This window comes from Sorangium sp. So ce131 (assembly GCF_051519095.1).
Taxonomy (GTDB): Bacteria; Myxococcota_A; Polyangia; order Polyangiales; family Polyangiaceae; genus Sorangium.
On sequence record NZ_CP150455.1, the window covers coordinates 3,823,536 to 3,837,500 of the forward strand.

Annotated in this window: 14 protein-coding genes; 11 read left to right on the forward strand and 3 right to left on the reverse strand. The window is 72.4% G+C overall.

All coding sequences use genetic code 11. The annotated features are described in order from the left end of the window. Positions 1-14: 14 nt before the first annotated feature. Positions 15-218: a hypothetical protein gene (locus tag WMF43_RS14175; RefSeq protein WP_437680638.1), complete on the reverse strand. Its 204-nt coding sequence runs from the start codon at positions 216-218 to the stop codon at positions 15-17. A gap of 142 nt (positions 219-360) precedes the next feature. On the opposite strand from WMF43_RS14175, the gene WMF43_RS14180 reads away from it, so the two are divergent. After that, on the forward strand, positions 361-849 hold the full coding sequence (locus WMF43_RS14180; protein ID WP_437680640.1) for a hypothetical protein: 489 nt from the start codon (positions 361-363) through the stop codon (positions 847-849). 455 nt (positions 850-1,304) lie between these two features. On the opposite strand, the gene WMF43_RS14185 is transcribed toward WMF43_RS14180, so the two are convergent. Beyond that, positions 1,305-3,377: a protein kinase domain-containing protein gene (locus WMF43_RS14185; RefSeq protein WP_437680642.1), complete on the reverse strand. Its 2,073-nt coding sequence runs from the start codon at positions 3,375-3,377 to the stop codon at positions 1,305-1,307. A 312-nt stretch (positions 3,378-3,689) separates the two neighbouring features. On the opposite strand from WMF43_RS14185, the gene nadC reads away from it, so the two are divergent. From nadC to WMF43_RS14200, 3 genes are all read left to right on the forward strand, one after another. Beyond that, positions 3,690-4,541, forward strand: a complete 852-nt coding sequence (gene nadC, locus WMF43_RS14190; protein WP_437684005.1) for a carboxylating nicotinate-nucleotide diphosphorylase — start codon at positions 3,690-3,692, stop codon at positions 4,539-4,541. Then, positions 4,538-5,359: a biotin--[acetyl-CoA-carboxylase] ligase gene (locus WMF43_RS14195; protein WP_437680644.1), complete on the forward strand. Its 822-nt coding sequence runs from the start codon at positions 4,538-4,540 to the stop codon at positions 5,357-5,359. The genes nadC and WMF43_RS14195 overlap by 4 nt, the downstream gene beginning before the upstream one ends. Positions 5,360-5,475: 116 nt before the next feature. Continuing rightward, positions 5,476-6,129, forward strand: coding sequence for a radical SAM protein (locus tag WMF43_RS14200; RefSeq protein WP_437680646.1), 654 nt, complete (start codon positions 5,476-5,478; stop codon positions 6,127-6,129). Between the two features lie 51 nt (positions 6,130-6,180). Here WMF43_RS14200 and fbp read toward each other — a convergent pair whose 3' ends face one another. Beyond that, positions 6,181-7,233 carry a class 1 fructose-bisphosphatase gene (gene fbp / locus WMF43_RS14205; RefSeq protein WP_437680648.1) on the reverse strand — a complete coding sequence of 351 codons (1,053 nt, stop codon included), beginning with the start codon at positions 7,231-7,233 and terminating at the stop codon, positions 6,181-6,183. Positions 7,234-7,529: 296 nt separating this feature from the next. Here fbp and WMF43_RS14210 point away from each other — a divergent pair, with 296 nt between their 5' ends. From WMF43_RS14210 to WMF43_RS14240, 7 genes are all read left to right on the forward strand, one after another. Beyond that, on the forward strand, positions 7,530-8,456 hold the full coding sequence (locus WMF43_RS14210; RefSeq protein ID WP_437680650.1) for a class I fructose-bisphosphate aldolase: 927 nt from the start codon (positions 7,530-7,532) through the stop codon (positions 8,454-8,456). A gap of 147 nt (positions 8,457-8,603) precedes the next feature. Continuing rightward, positions 8,604-10,088, forward strand: coding sequence for a leucyl aminopeptidase (locus WMF43_RS14215; RefSeq protein WP_437680652.1), 1,485 nt, complete (start codon positions 8,604-8,606; stop codon positions 10,086-10,088). Positions 10,089-10,091: 3 nt separating this feature from the next. Next, positions 10,092-10,943 carry a tRNA 2-thiocytidine(32) synthetase TtcA gene (gene ttcA / locus WMF43_RS14220; RefSeq protein ID WP_437680653.1) on the forward strand — a complete coding sequence of 284 codons (852 nt, stop codon included), beginning with the start codon at positions 10,092-10,094 and terminating at the stop codon, positions 10,941-10,943. 10 nt (positions 10,944-10,953) lie between these two features. Then, positions 10,954-11,799, forward strand: a complete 846-nt coding sequence (locus WMF43_RS14225) for a hypothetical protein (RefSeq protein WP_437680655.1) — start codon at positions 10,954-10,956, stop codon at positions 11,797-11,799. A gap of 95 nt (positions 11,800-11,894) precedes the next feature. Next, a complete protein-coding gene (locus tag WMF43_RS14230) occupies positions 11,895-12,077 on the forward strand; it encodes a hypothetical protein (RefSeq protein WP_437680657.1) in 183 nt (60 codons plus the stop codon). Continuing rightward, positions 12,074-13,057 carry a peptidylprolyl isomerase gene (locus tag WMF43_RS14235; RefSeq protein ID WP_437680659.1) on the forward strand — a complete coding sequence of 328 codons (984 nt, stop codon included), beginning with the start codon at positions 12,074-12,076 and terminating at the stop codon, positions 13,055-13,057. The genes WMF43_RS14230 and WMF43_RS14235 overlap by 4 nt, the downstream gene beginning before the upstream one ends. Continuing rightward, a complete protein-coding gene (locus tag WMF43_RS14240; RefSeq protein WP_437680661.1) occupies positions 13,054-13,707 on the forward strand; it encodes a roadblock/LC7 domain-containing protein in 654 nt (217 codons plus the stop codon). Before WMF43_RS14235 ends, WMF43_RS14240 begins: the two co-directional genes overlap by 4 nt. Positions 13,708-13,965 lie beyond the last annotated feature (258 nt).

Here is a 13,965-nt window from a genome sequence, read left to right on the forward strand (position 1 = left end):
CTCGGGGGCGAGGTTCAGGAGCCGGCGCGCTTCGCGTAGTGGTACGCCGTGTAGGCGGCGATCACGTGGCAGAGCCAGCCGAGCCAGCCGCCGGTTCCGACCCACAGGCCGGGCGTGATGATCAACCAGAAGGCGGCGCGCAGAAACGCGCCGTTATAGATCTGGCCGACGCCCGGAATGAGAAAAGAAAGGACAGCAGCGATCCCGGATTTGCTCATGGCATCGGAACCTGATCACCTCGGCCGCCATGTCAAGCGGGCTCGAGCGGGCGCTCGGATCATGCGCGCCGCGCCGCGCTGGACGGCGCAGCGGGCCGCGGCGCAGCGCGGGCTCCGTTCCGCTCAGTGCCGACCTGGGAGGATGATCCTCTTTCGTCCTGTCGACGACGTGCTGGGAGCGGGCGCCGCCGACGACGCGGCGGGCGCCGTCTGGGTCGACGACGGCGTGGTCGTCAGGACCGGCCGCGTCGTCGAGGTCTGCGCGGCGGTCGGGCTCGTGGCGGGCGTCGTCGGCTTGGGCTGTGGTCGCGGCGGCGGCTGGACCGCCACCGGGGCCGGATCGACCGGAGGCGGCTCAGGCGTCGTGGTGGCGGGCGGTGGCGGCGGCGGATCGCCGGCGACCGACGCCGGCGCGGGAGGTGTATCCACCACCGGCACCGAGGCGACATCGTCGGAGGAACTCCCGCTGCGCGCCATGAAGATGGCGGTCGTGAGGCCTCCGATCACCACGAAGGCGCCCACCCCGATCAACGCGAGCGTCGGGCCGGAGCTCTTGCCGCGCGATCGCGCGCCCATCGGCGGCGGCGGCAGCGCACCGAGGCCCGGCGCCTGGGGCGCGCCGCCCGCGTAGGACCCGGGCATGCCGGCTGCGCCGGGCCCGCCCGGGGCACCGAACGGCGGACCGCCGTACGGGCTGCCGGGCAGCGGCGCCGGCTGCCCGTAGGCCCCAGCGCCAGCGGGAGGCCCCCCGTAGCTCCCGGGCGCAGGCCCATAGGGGCCCGGACCACCCGGAGGTGCGCCGTAGGCGCCCGCGGGAGCGCCGTAGGGACCCGGCGAGCCTTGCGGGGGAGCGCTGTTCCCGCCTTCGACGATGGTCGGCATGACGCCTGCGGGGCCGGGGTTCTGCGGCGCGGCGCCGGGAGGCACGGGGAACGCGCCGTGGGGCGAGTTGAGCCCCGCCGGAGGTTCCCCCGGCACCGTCTTGCCAGGACCGTACATGCCGCTCGGGGGCGCAGGCCATCCGGGGGGCGGACCGCTGTTCTGGTTGCTCATCGAGATCGCATCCTACCGCGCCCGACGGCCGCGTCAGTTGTTCGGTACGATGATCACCCGCCGAGGAGGCTTGCTGGACGGCGTGGAAGGCGGGCTCGTCGGCGACGGGCTCGTGGTCGGCTCCGGACCCGGACCGGTACCGGGACCGGGGGCGGGCTGTGCGCTGGTGGGCGCAGGGAACGGGAAGGGGAACGTCGAGGGAATGACGAGCGGAGGCAGCTGCGGGATGATCGTCGTCCCGCTCGGGCGCGTCGTCGGGGTCGGCGAAGGCTGCGTGCCGGTCGCGCTGGGCGCCGGCGGCTTCGTGGTGGAGGTCGGCCGGGGCTGAGGTTTGGCGACGACCGGCGGCGGCACGGGCTCGGGGGGCGGCGCCGCGGTCGCGGGGGAGGTGTTGGCCGGGGTGGACGGCGTGGGCTCGGCCGGGAGCGCGACGGCCGGCTGGGAGGTCGGCTCCGTCGGCGACACGTCCGCGCGCTCCGAGCGGCCGAGCTCGTGGGCGATGTACACGCCGCCCACGACCGCGCCCGTGATCCCCGTGGCGAGCAGCAGGATCGTGAACAGCGAGGTCCCTTGTTTCACGGGCCGCTTCGCCCCGGGCATCGAGGCGCCGTGCTGCGGTCCGGGCAGCGGATCCATCGGCGCCGTTCCAGGGACGTAACCCTGCACGCCGCCCGCGTACGGACTGCCGCCGTAGGCGGGCGCTGGGCCGCCGTTGAACATGCCCGGAGCCGCCGAGCTCCGGCCCATGAACGGGGCATTGCCGACCGCCGTTCCGCCCGGGCGCGGCGACGCGTCGAACAACGCCGGCTCGTGGCTCGTGGCAGGCACCCCGTGCATTCCTTGCGGGGGCATGTACGGCGCGGCGCTCACCGTCGCCGGCTGCCCGTAGGGAGGAGGGCTCCCCGCGCCGAAATACGGGCCCGACGACGGCTCCGGCTTGGGGGTGATCCCCGGCGTCGACGCGGCCGGACCTCGAGCGTCCGAAGAGAAGCCGCCCATGGGCGTCGAGAACCCGGGGGTACCCGGGGGGCCGCTCGCCGCGTGAGGCCCGCCGTCTTCCGGCGGGATCGTCTTGGGGACGCCGCTCGGACGCCCGTCGCGGATCGTGTTCGTCTCGGGCGTCGCCGCGGCGAACGCGGCTGCCCCCGGCGACGCGAAGGCGCCCGGCGGGACGGCCGCGGACGACCGCGCGACGCTGACCTCGGGCGGCGGCGGCGTGAGGGCCGACGGGGCGCGGGCCGCCCGGGCGAACGGCTCGAGGTCGCTGCGGAACTCGGCGGTGGTCGCATACCGGTCGGCCGGCGAGGCGGCCATGGCGCGGTGGACGGCGGCGCAGAGGGCCGGCGGGATCTCCGGCGCCAGGTCCGAGAGCCGCGAGATCTGCCCCGACAGGTAGGCGCCGGCGATCTGCTGGGGCTCGTCGCCGCCGACCGGCCGGCGACCGGCCAGCATCTCGAAGATCATCACGCCGAGCGAGAAGATGTCGGCGCGCGCGTCCACGGTGTCCGCCGAGTAGGCCTGCTCGGGCGCCATGTACTCGGGGGTGCCCATGATCACGCCCGGGCGCGTGAGCCCGCGATCGAGCTCCCCCGTGACCTTCAGCTTGGCGATGCCGAAGTCGAGGAGCTTGATCAGCGGATCCCCCTTCGCCGTCTTCGTGATGATCACGTTGTCCGGCTTGAGGTCGCGGTGCACGACGCCGGCCCGGTGGGCGGCCTCGACGCCCTCGAGCATCTGCATCGCGTACTCGAGCGCGTCGGCGTACGCGAGCCGGACGCCCGCCCGGTAGAGCTCCTCGTAGAGCGTCTGGAGCGTCTTCCCCTCCAGGTACTCCATGACGATGAACGCCAGGCCGGAGGCCGTCTGGTCGACGTCGACCACCCGGACCACGTGCGCGCTCTGGATCTGCGCGGAGACGCGCGCCTCCTGGAGGAAGCGCTGGACGAGGCCGGAGCGGCGGGACAGCTCGGGGTGGAGAAACTTGAGGGCGACCGTCGTCCCCAGCATCTCGTGGCGGGCTTCGTAGACGCTCCCCATGCCGCCATCGCCGATGACGCGCACCAGTCGGTACTTGTTGTTGATGACCTGGCCTGCCTGCGGACGCATCGATCTCCGTTGAGGGCGCTGGAGTTGCTCGGAGAGTCTCACAGGCTAGTAGACGAACGTCAGCCCCATTTGTGCGACACAAGGGCGCGTTCGCCGCAATCCGCTCCGATTTTCGCGCCCCAGGCGCTCGTCCACCCCGCGCTGATCCCGTCCGGGGCAGTGATGCCCGTCGGGCTCAACCACACGACGACCCCGCTGTCGTTGACGCAATGTGTCATTTGGGAACGGGGTGCGAGCGACGGCGCTGATGCGCGCGCGGGAGAGCGAGTATACCTGGGGGCGCCGCCGGGGTGCGGCGCTGAGGAGATGCCTGTGCTGGCTGCGCCGTTGCTCGATGCCCTGATCGATCGCGCTCTGGAAGAAGATCTCGCGGGGGGCGATCTCACCACCGAAGCCTGTGTCGAGGCTTCCGCGCGCGCGACCGCGAAGGCGGTGGCGCGCAAGCCGCTCGTCGCGTGCGGGGGGGCCGTGTTCCTCCGCGTCTTTCAGCGCCTGGATCCGGCGGTGGAGGGCGAGGTGCTCGTCGAGGACGGCACCGCCGTCGAGACCGGCGCCGTGCTCTGGACGATCCGCGGCCCTGCGCGCGCGCTGCTCAGCGCGGAGCGCACCGCGCTGAACCTGGCGCAGCGGATGAGCGGCGTCGCCTCGGAGGCGCGCCGCTACGCCGCCGCGATCCCGGCGGGGTCCGGCGTGCGCATCACCGACACGCGCAAGACGACGCCGGGCCTCCGCGCCCTGGAGCGCTACGCCGTCCGCGTCGGCGGCGCGCACAACCACCGCGACAACCTGGGGAGCGCGGTGATGATCAAGGACAACCACATCGTCGCGGCGGGCGGCATCTCGACCGCGATCGCCCGCGCGCGGGCGCGGGCGCCGCACACGACGAAGATCGAGGTGGAGGTCGCCTCGCTGAAGGAGCTCGACGAGGCGCTGGCCGCGCGCGCGGACATCATCATGCTCGACAACTTCACGCTGGACGACGTCAAGACCGCGGCCGCGCGCGCGAGGTCCGGGCAGCATGGCCGGCCGCTCCTCGAGGTCTCGGGCGGCATCACGCTGGAGCGCATCCCCGAGCTCGCGGCGGCGGGCATCGACGTCATCAGCGTCGGGGCGCTCACGCACTCGGCGCGCGCGGCGGACATCGCGCTGGACCTCGCGCTGTGAAGCGGCTCGACGCGGGGGCCATCGAGCGCGAGCTCTCGCGCCTCGGCGCGCCGCTCGGGAGGCCGCTCACCGTCGTGGAGGAGACGGCGTCGACGAACGACGACGCGCGGAGCGCCGCGGCCTCGGGCGCGCCGCACGGGGCCGCCTTCCTCGCCGACGCGCAGACGCAGGGGCGCGGGCGCGGCGGGCGAGCCTGGCACTCCCCGCCCGGGGAGAACCTCTACCTCTCGCTGCTGCTGCGCCCCCGCCTGCCGGCGAGCAGCATCGCCCCGATCGCCCTGGTCATGGGCCTCGCGGTGGCGTCCGTCGTCGAGCGGCGGCTCGCGGCGGCGGGCTCGGGCGCGGCGTCCGGCGGCGGCCCCGCCGCAGAGGTGCGGCTCAAGTGGCCGAACGACGTGCTCGCCGGCGGCCGCAAGCTGGCGGGGATCCTCGTCGAGGCCCAGCTGCGCGGCGACGTGGTGAGCAGCCTGATCGTCGGCGTCGGGCTCAACGTGTACACGCGGAGCTTCCCGCCGGAGCTCTCGTCGCGGGCCACGTCGCTCGCGCTGCTCGGGCTGGGCGCCGCGCCGCGCGAGATCCTCGCGGCCGAGCTGATCCAGGCGACGGGCGTCGCGGCGGCTAGGTTCGAGGCGGAGCGGCTCGCTTCCTTCGCGGAGGATCTCGCCCGGATGGATTGGCTGCGCGAGCGCCGCGTCGAGGTCGCCGGGGTGGCGGGCGTCGCGGCGGGGATCGATCCCGAGGGGCACCTCCTGGTCCGCGGCGTGGACGGCGTGCTCCGGGCGGTCGCGGCCGGCGAGGTCAGCCTCGTCTCCAGCTGAGCGGCGCGCGCCGCTTGCGTTGCGCGCGCGGCGCGGCCAAACCTTGCGCCCATCGCGGGTCGCTGCCGGCGCCAAGGCAGCCAGGGCGGCCCGGCCCCCTCGGAGGCGTCGCTTCATTGAAAGAGGACACCCTCGTCGTCCACGAAATCTACGCGAGCGTGCAGGGTGAATCGACGTTCGCCGGGCTGCCGTGCACGTTCGTCCGGCTCACGGGGTGCAATCTCCGCTGCACCTGGTGCGACACGCCGCAGGCCTTCTACGGCGGCACGCGCGTCCGCCGCAGCGAGGTCCTCGGGCGCGCGCTGGCGTTCGGCACGCCGCTCGTCGAGCTCACGGGCGGGGAGCCCCTGCTCCAGCCCGGGTCGCTCCCGCTCCTCGCGGAGCTCTGCGACGCGGGCCGCACGGTCCTCGTCGAGACGAGCGGCGAGGCCGACGTGTCGCGGGTAGATCCGCGCGTACACAAGATCATGGACCTGAAGGCGCCCGGCTCGGGAGAGTCCCACCGGAACCGCTGGTCGAACCTGGAGCACCTCACGCCGCGCGACGAGATCAAGTTCGTGCTCGCCGACCGGGCCGACTACGAGTGGATGCGGAGCACCATCCGCGAGCGGCGCCTGGAGGCGCGCGGCGCCACGCTGCTCGCCTCGTGCGTCTGGGGCAGGCTGGCGCCGAGGGATCTCGTGCGGTGGGTGCTCGAAGACAGCCTGCGCGTGCGGGTGCAGGTGCAGCTGCACAAGATCATCTGGGGCGCCGACGCGCAGGGCGTCTGACGCCGCTCCCCGCCTCCGGGCCGGCGAGGAGCGGCGCTCGGTCGCGCAGCGTCAGCGTTCGCCGCGCAGGAACTGCTCGAAGTCATCGACGTCGCGGGGCGAGCCGAGGACGAGCGGCACGCGCTCGTGGAGCGATCTCGGGACCAGATCAAGGATGCGGTCGGACCCGGTGCTCGCCTTGCCGCCGGCGGCCTCGAAGAGGAACGCGAACGGGTTCGCCTCGTAGAGCAGCCGCAGCTTGCCCTGGCCGCCGCGATCGGCGGGGTAGGCGAAGATGCCGCCCTTGAGCAGCGTCCGGTGCGCGTCCGCGACCAGCGACCCCACGTACCGTGCGCCGTAGGGCCTGCCCTCTTCCTTGCGCTCCTCCTTGATCCACGTGTTCCAGCGGCGCACCGCCTCGGGCCAGCGCGCGCTGTGGCCCTCGTTGATGGAGTACGTCGCGCCGCGCTCCGGGATCCGGATGTTCTCGTGCGAGAGGAAGAACTCGCCCACGGTGGGGTCGTAGGTGAAGCCGTGCACGCCGCCGAGGCCGGTCGTGAGCACGAGCAGCGTCGACGACCCGTAGAGCACGTAGCCCGCCGCGACCAGATCACGGCCGGGGCGCAGGAAGTCCGACGGGTCTGCGCCGAGCTTGCCCTCGCCCTTGCGGAGCACCCCGAAGATCGTGCCGATCGAGATGTTGACGTCGATGTTGGACGAGCCATCGAGCGGATCCACGACGACGACGTATTTGGCCCGCGGATCCGTGGAGAGGATCCTCATCTCGCCGAGCTCTTCGCTCACCACGGCCGCGCAGTGCCCGCGCCTGCCGAGCACGCTGAGCAGCGTCTCGTTCGCGACTTCGTCGAGCTTCTGCACGATCTCGCCCTGGACGTTGGTCTGTCCCGTGTACCCGAGGACATTCGCGAGCCCGGCGCGACGGACCTTGGAGGTCACGAGCTTCGCCGCCAGGCCGATCTGGTTCAGCAGCGACGTGAACGCCCCGGTCGCCGCGGGGAACCCGAGCATCCCCTCGAGGATGTACGTCTCGAGGGTGATCCCGATGCGCGACGACGTCTCCGGCGGGTTCCAGCTCAGGTTCCGTTGGTCCGAGAAGCTCGACATGATTCCTCCGCGTTGGTGGCGAGGACACCGTCGCCCCGCCGCTGATCGCGCCGCGGGCGCTGCCCCCAGGAGAGCCGACCGACGCGCCCCGAGAATTGCGTATCGCCCGTCGCCGTACAACATCCTCCATGTGCCGGTCCTCCGGGGCGTTCGGTCGGACACCTCTGTCCCGCTTCTGAAAATGCCGGTCAGCGTCCGCTCGCCCGTTCAGCCGGATCCGGGGCTCGATGCGGTCAGGCACACGCCGCGAGCGCGCCCGCGTTCGTCACGCTGCAACCAACCCGACGGAGTGTTCCATGGCGCTCACCTCTCGCGTACAGCAGATCCTCTCCTGGTACTCTTCCGAGAGCCCTGGCACGCTGACGAACCTCGTCCGGCTGCTCGACCACGGCGCGCTTGCGGGCACCGGCAAGCTGGTGATCCTGCCCGTGGATCAGGGCTTCGAGCACGGTCCGGTCCGATCGTTCGCCCCGAACCCTGAGGCCTACGATCCCGACTACCATGTTCAGCTCGCGATCGACGCCGGGTGCAATGCCTACACGGCGCCGCTCGGATCGCTCGAGGCGGTGGCGGCCAGGTTCGCGGGGCAGGTGCCGCTCGTCCTGAAGCTCAACAACAGCGACACGCTGGCCAAGGTGGAGCAGCCGCTCTCGGCGGTGACCGGCTCGGTCGAGGACGCGCTCCGCCTCGGCTGTGTCGGCGTCGGCTACACGATCTACCCCGGATCCGGCGCGAGGAACCGGATGTACGAGGACCTTCGCGAGATCACCCGGGAGGCCAAGCGCAAGGGCCTGGTCGTCATCGTCTGGAGCTATCCGCGCGGCGCGGGCCTGTCCAAGCAGGGCGAGACGGCCGTCGACGTCTGCGCCTACGCGGCGACGATCGCGGCGCAGCTCGGCGCGCACATCATCAAGGTCAAGCCGCCGACGGCTCATGTCGAGCAGGAGGAGGCGAAGAAGGTGTACGAAAAGTATAACATCCCTCTACAGACGCTCGCTGACAGGACCCGCCACGTCGTGCAGGCGACCTTCAACGGCAAGCGCGTTGTGATCTTCTCCGGCGGCGAGTCCAAGGCGACCGAGGCCCTGCTCGAGGAGATCCGCGAGCTCGCGGCGGGCGGCTCGTTCGGCTCGATCATGGGGCGCAACGCCTTCCAGCGCCCGCGCGCCGAGGCGCTGAAGCTCCTCTCCGACGTGATCCAGATCTACCGGTCAGCGCGCTGACGCCGCCCGGATGGGGGACGCGGGGCGGGCTCGGGGCCGGGGGGATCGGCGCCCGCGCGCTGCGCGCCATCGTCCACGTCGACGGGATTAGCCCTTCGTGGTTAGATGCCGCGCTGGAAACCCTCCACGTTAGGGCCAGGAGACCGCATGCCGATCAAAGTGAACCTCGCCTCGTCAGACCCGCTGGGCATCGCCGTCGACGTCGTTGTCATCGGTGTGCCCGAAGGCGCCTCGACGGGCGAGGGCGTGCTCGCGAGGCTCGTGGAGGCGCTGGGCGAGTCGGTGGCCCACCAGGTCAAGCGCGACGATTTCACGGGGAAGAAGGACCAGAGCATCGATTTCACGACGCACGGCGCGCTCAAGCCAGGCCGCGTGCTGCTGCTCGGCCTGGGATCGGGCAAGCTCACCGAGGTCGAGTGTCGGCTGCTGGCGGCGAAGGGGGCGCGCTTCGCGAACGGCGTGCGGGCCCAGAGCGTCGCGGTCGTGGTGCCGCCCGGGGTCGAGCGCGGCGAGCGGGCCGCGGCCGAGGGGCTCGTGCTCGGCGCCTACCGGTTCACCCGCTACTTCACGGGCGATCGCGTGCCCAAGGTCGCGCTCGAGCGCGGCACCGTGATCGTCGAGGGCAAGGCGGGCAAGGCGGCGCGCGACGCGGTGGCGCTCGGCCAGCAGGTCGGGGAGGCGATCTGCATCGCGCGTGATCTCATCAACGAGCCGCCGAACGAGCTCTACCCCGAGGCGCTGGCGCGCGTCGCGGTCGAGGTGGGCAAGCAGCGCGGCCTCAAGGTGACGGTCTTCGACAAGGCGGCGCTCGTCAAGCGAGGGATGAAGCTCATCATGGCCGTGGGGCAGGGGAGCGCGCGCGAGCCCCGGATGGTCCACATGGTCTACTCTCCTGCGGGGAAGCCCAAGCGAAAGCTCGTCTTCGTGGGCAAGGGCCTGACCTTCGACAGCGGCGGCCTCTGCATCAAGCCGGCTCCGGGCATGGAGGAGATGAAGGGCGACATGGGCGGCGCCGCGAACGTGATCGCCCTGATGGCCGCGGTCGCGGCAGCCAAGCCGAACGTCGAGGTGCACGGCATCGTCGGCTCGGCCGAGAACATGCCCGACGGCGCGGCCTACCGGCCCGGGGACATCTTCGGCTCGCTCGACGGCAAGACGGTGGAGATCATCAACACCGACGCGGAGGGTCGCCTCGTCCTCGCCGATTGCCTCGCGTATGCGCGCGCGCTGGGCCCTGACCTCATCGTGGACAACGCGACGCTCACCGGCGCCTGCGTCGTGGCCCTCGGGCCGACGGTGTCCGGCTTCTTCTCGAACCGCGAGGAGCTCGCCGACCGCCTGCGGGGCGCCGCGAAGGCTGCGGGCGAGTCGATGTGGCAGCTGCCGCTCGTCGAGGAGCTCCGGGACGGCTTGAAGAGCGACTGGGCCGACATCAAGCACACGGCCGACCGCTGGGGGGGATCCATCACCGCCGCCTTGTTCCTGCGCGAGTTCGTGGGGGATGTCCCCTGGATCCACGTGGACATCGCCGGCCCGTCGCTGGCGAGCAAGCCGTACGGCGTCTTCTCGAAGGGCGGGACGGGTCATGGCGTGCTTACCTTCCTCCGCCTCATCGAAGGCTTCACCGGCTGAACCGTGCAACTCCGCCGCAAGCTCGCGCGCGCCATGGGGCGCGCCATCACCGACTTCGACATGATCGCCGATGGCGATCGGATCCTCTGCGCCGTCTCGGGTGGCAAGGACAGCTACGCGATGCACGCGCTGCTCGTCGACCTGGCGCGCCGCGCGCCGGTCCGGTTCAGCGTGATCGCGGTCAACATCGACCAGGGGCACCCTGGCTACCCGGGGCACCTGCTGGCCGACTACATGGCCGCGGGCGGCCACGAGTTCCGGATGATCTCGGAGGACACCTACGCGATCGTCACCGAGAAGATCCCCGAGAACAAGACGTACTGCTCCCTCTGCTCCCGCCTGCGGCGCGGCATCCTCTACCGCGTGGCGCGCGAGCTCCGCTGCTCGAAGATCGCGCTCGGCCACCACCGCGATGACGCCGTGACCACGCTGCTCTTGAACCTGATCTTCGCTGGCCAGCTGAAGTCCATGCCCCCGAAGCTCATCTCCGACGACGGCGACAACGTCGTGATTCGCCCGCTGATCTACTGCGCCGAGGACGAGCTCGCCGCGTTCGCGGAGGAGGAGCGCTTCCCCATCATCCCCTGCAACCTGTGTGGCTCTCAGGAGAACCTCCAGCGCAAGGCGGTGAGCCGCCTCCTCGCGGAGCTCGACGCGCGCCACCCCGGAGCGCGACAGAACATGCTCGCCGCCCTCGGCAACGTGCGCCCGAGCCACCTCCTGGATACGGGCCTCTGGAAGCGGCTCGGGCTCGAGGTCGCCCGAGAGGAAGGGGGCGCGAGCGGCGACACCGGCGCTGCTTCACCGGCGCCGGACGTGCTGCCCGTGAGCAACCTGTTGAGGAACCTGGCCTAGCAGCCCGGCCATGAGCATGGAGGCCCCGGGGGCGATCTCGAGCGGTGCCGAGCGTGGGGCGAGCCCAGCGGTGTCCGCGTCCGGCGAGAGCAGGGGGACCCGCGCCCGGGTGGACGATGGGCCTTCGGGCTCGGACCGCTCCGACTCCGGACCGCAGCCTGGCGCGCCTCGCCTCGATCTTGGCCTCGGCGAAGGGCGCGCTCCCCAGGCGCTGCTCGCGGCGGTCGTCGCCTGGATGATCACGGTCGCGCCTGCTGCGTTCGCCCGCGGCGCGCCTACGTCCGCCGGCGTCGCCGCGACGCTCGGATTCCTGTGCGGCGTCGCGGCGCCGTTGCTCACCGGCGTCCACCGCCGGCTCGCGCGGCACCTCGGCATCTCGGCCTTTCTGGCGCTCGCCATGCTGACCTGGCTGCTCGCTTCTCCTTCCCTTCAGCCGTCTCGCCTCGACCCGGTCCGCGCGGCGATCGGCGCGATCGCCTGGGGTATCTTCGCGTTATCCTGGCGCGATCGCTGGGATACGCGGCGCCAGCCGGAGCCGGACGCGGAGGCCCCGCTCCTCCAGGCCCGGGCGCATCTGCCCCCGCTCGCCGTCCCCATCGTCGCCTTCGGCGCGCTCGTGAGCCTCGCGGTCCTCGTCCTCGCGTGGCGTGTCCGGGATCCAGATCGGGCCCTCCTGGCCCAGGCGGTCGCCGTGGCCTGCGCGGTGGCGCTGGTCTCTGCGGCGTCGAGCGTCGCGGTCGCCCGCGGCCGCCGACCTGCCGCAGGCGCTCGGCGGCTCACCCAGCACGCCGTCCGGCAGCTGCTCGTCCTGATCGCCTTCGCGGTGCTCGGGGCGATCGTGATGATGCTGCGCTGAGCAGCGGCCCGGCCGGGCCTCCGGGCCCGCGCCACGTTCGTCGCCGCCCCCGCATCCCCGCCGGTTTCCTGTCAAATCGCGTTACACTCGTCTGCGTGTCCCGCGCCGTCGATGCATTCGCGATTTTGCTCCTTGTCGCCGCCGCGTTCTCCTTTGCGTTCGGGGTTCACGCGCTCGGCGATCGCCAAGATTTCAAGGCGATCTACCTCCTGGTGGTCGGCGGGCTCTCGCTGAAGGCCTCCACGGAGATCCTCCGCCCTCGCGGGGGTAGCGCATGAGCCGCGGACGCCGAGCGATCGCGGCCGCCGCGTGCCTGTGCGCGTGCGTCGCGTTGGCTGCGCTGCCGCCGCCTGCGCGCGGCGCGCTCACCCTGCCGCCCGACGTCGCTGCCCGCGTGGGCGCGGTCGACATCCCGGTCGACCTTATAGCTCGCGTCACGGCAGCGCAGCACATCTCGCCGGCCCGCGCCCGGGACGCGGTCGTCCGCGACGCGCTCTTCGCCGGCGAGGCGCGGGAGCGCGGCCTCGAGCAGGCTCCCGATGTGCAGCGGGAGATCTCCGCGGTGCTGGCTCGCCGCCTGCTTCACCGCCTCCACGAGGATGTCGCGAGCGCTGGTCCGGTGAGCGACGACGAGCTGCGCGCGGCCACCGAGCGACACTGGCTCGACCTCGACCGCCCCGAGGGGTACCGCACGGTGCACGCCGTCGTGCGGCTCCCGGAAGGCGCCGACGCGGCCACGCGCGAGAAGGCGACGGGGATCGCGGTGGCGATCCGGACCGCGGTGTCGTCCGCGCGCGAGGTCGCGCTGCGCTCCGAGCCGCCCCGCGGAGCTGGCGGACGCAAGGCGCCCGCCGATCCAGCGGCCGACGCGTTCATCAGCGCCGCGAAGTCGGTGCCTGCCGACGGCCTCGAGATCGTCGCGCAGCCGCTGCCGCCGGTGACCGCCGCGGGGCGCGTGCTCAGCCCCGAGCCCCAGCGCTTCGATCCGGACTTCTCCCGCGCTGCGGCGTCCCTCGCCGCGCGCGGCGATCTCAGCGCGCCCGTCACCTCAGCGTTCGGCGTGCACGTCATCATGCTCCTCGAGCGCATCCCGGAGCGAATCGTGCCCGTCGAGGAGCGCCGCCGCCTGGTGCGCGATGAGGTCGTCGCGGATCGCGCCCGAGCCGCGCAGTCGAGGCTCCTCGAGGCGCTGCGGCGCGAGGCCATGGTCGTCGACGGCGCAGACGCGTCGCTCGAGCTCGTGCGGATCGAGCCATGAGCGCGTCGCGCGAGGAGGCCCGCAAGCGTCGCCGGGACCGGCTGCCTCGTGACCAGGCGCCGTCCTCGTTCACGTCCATCCTCGAGGATCTGCTGTGCGCGGTCCCTGGCGCGCGGGCAGCCGCGCTCGTCGACTTCGAGGGGGAGACGATCGACTATGCGGGCTGCCTCGACCCGTTCGACGTGAAGGTCACGGCCGCTCACTGGCAGATCGTTCTGGCGGAGGTGGGGGCGTTCCCGCTCGGCGCGCCGCGCCAGATCACGGTGCGCGCCCACCGCCGGAGCTACATCGTCCGCCAGCTGCAACCGGGATACGCTCTCGTGGTCGTGCTGCACGCGCGCGCCGCCTTCGCCGCGTCGCATCGCGCGCTGCAGGAGGCAGAGGCGCGGCTCTGCGCGGAGGCCGGCTGGTCCACGTCGCGCACCACGCGATGGTACTGCGTCGATGTCGAGACCGAGGCCTGCGATCGGGGGCGCCCTGCGCGCCTTCGCGGCGCCGGCGGCTGGCAGCCCGTCGAGGTGATGGGCTCGATGGTCGGTCTCGGGCCGCGCGAGAAAGGCTTCCGGATCCGGCTGCCGAGCGGGGCGGAGATGCTGCTCGTCCGCGAGCGGATGGGCCGCTGGTTCGCGGACGAGCATCCGGAGACCTGACCCGCGGGACAGCGCCTCGCTGGCCCGCGACTGTGCAGAAAACGCACGGCGACCGAGGCCACGTCCGTGCGAACAAACCGATCCATCAAAATTGTTGTTGACCAGGACGCGCCGGTGAGTAATCTCCGCCCTCCCTGGTTGCCCCGTCGCTGACGGGACAGCCAGCCGAGGCAAGCTGTGCAGCTTCTGCCCAGAGCGATCTGGTCGGCAAGCGACAGCGAGCGAAGGCGGGACGATTGGTCTTGAGCGTACGCTACC

Coding starts and splice junctions, on each gene's coding strand:
- WMF43_RS14180 (WP_437680640.1), top strand. CDS start 361: ATGATCCTCTTTCGTCCTGTCGACGACGTGCTGGGAGCGGGCGCCGCC.
- WMF43_RS14215 (WP_437680652.1), top strand. CDS start 8,604: ATGCCGATCAAAGTGAACCTCGCCTCGTCAGACCCGCTGGGCATCGCC.
- WMF43_RS14210 (WP_437680650.1), top strand. CDS start 7,530: ATGGCGCTCACCTCTCGCGTACAGCAGATCCTCTCCTGGTACTCTTCC.
- WMF43_RS14235 (WP_437680659.1), top strand. CDS start 12,074: ATGAGCCGCGGACGCCGAGCGATCGCGGCCGCCGCGTGCCTGTGCGCG.
- WMF43_RS14185 (WP_437680642.1), bottom strand. CDS start 3,377: ATGCGTCCGCAGGCAGGCCAGGTCATCAACAACAAGTACCGACTGGTG.
- fbp (WP_437680648.1), bottom strand. CDS start 7,233: ATGTCGAGCTTCTCGGACCAACGGAACCTGAGCTGGAACCCGCCGGAG.
- WMF43_RS14240 (WP_437680661.1), top strand. CDS start 13,054: ATGAGCGCGTCGCGCGAGGAGGCCCGCAAGCGTCGCCGGGACCGGCTG.
- WMF43_RS14225 (WP_437680655.1), top strand. CDS start 10,954: ATGAGCATGGAGGCCCCGGGGGCGATCTCGAGCGGTGCCGAGCGTGGG.
- WMF43_RS14175 (WP_437680638.1), bottom strand. CDS start 218: ATGAGCAAATCCGGGATCGCTGCTGTCCTTTCTTTTCTCATTCCGGGC.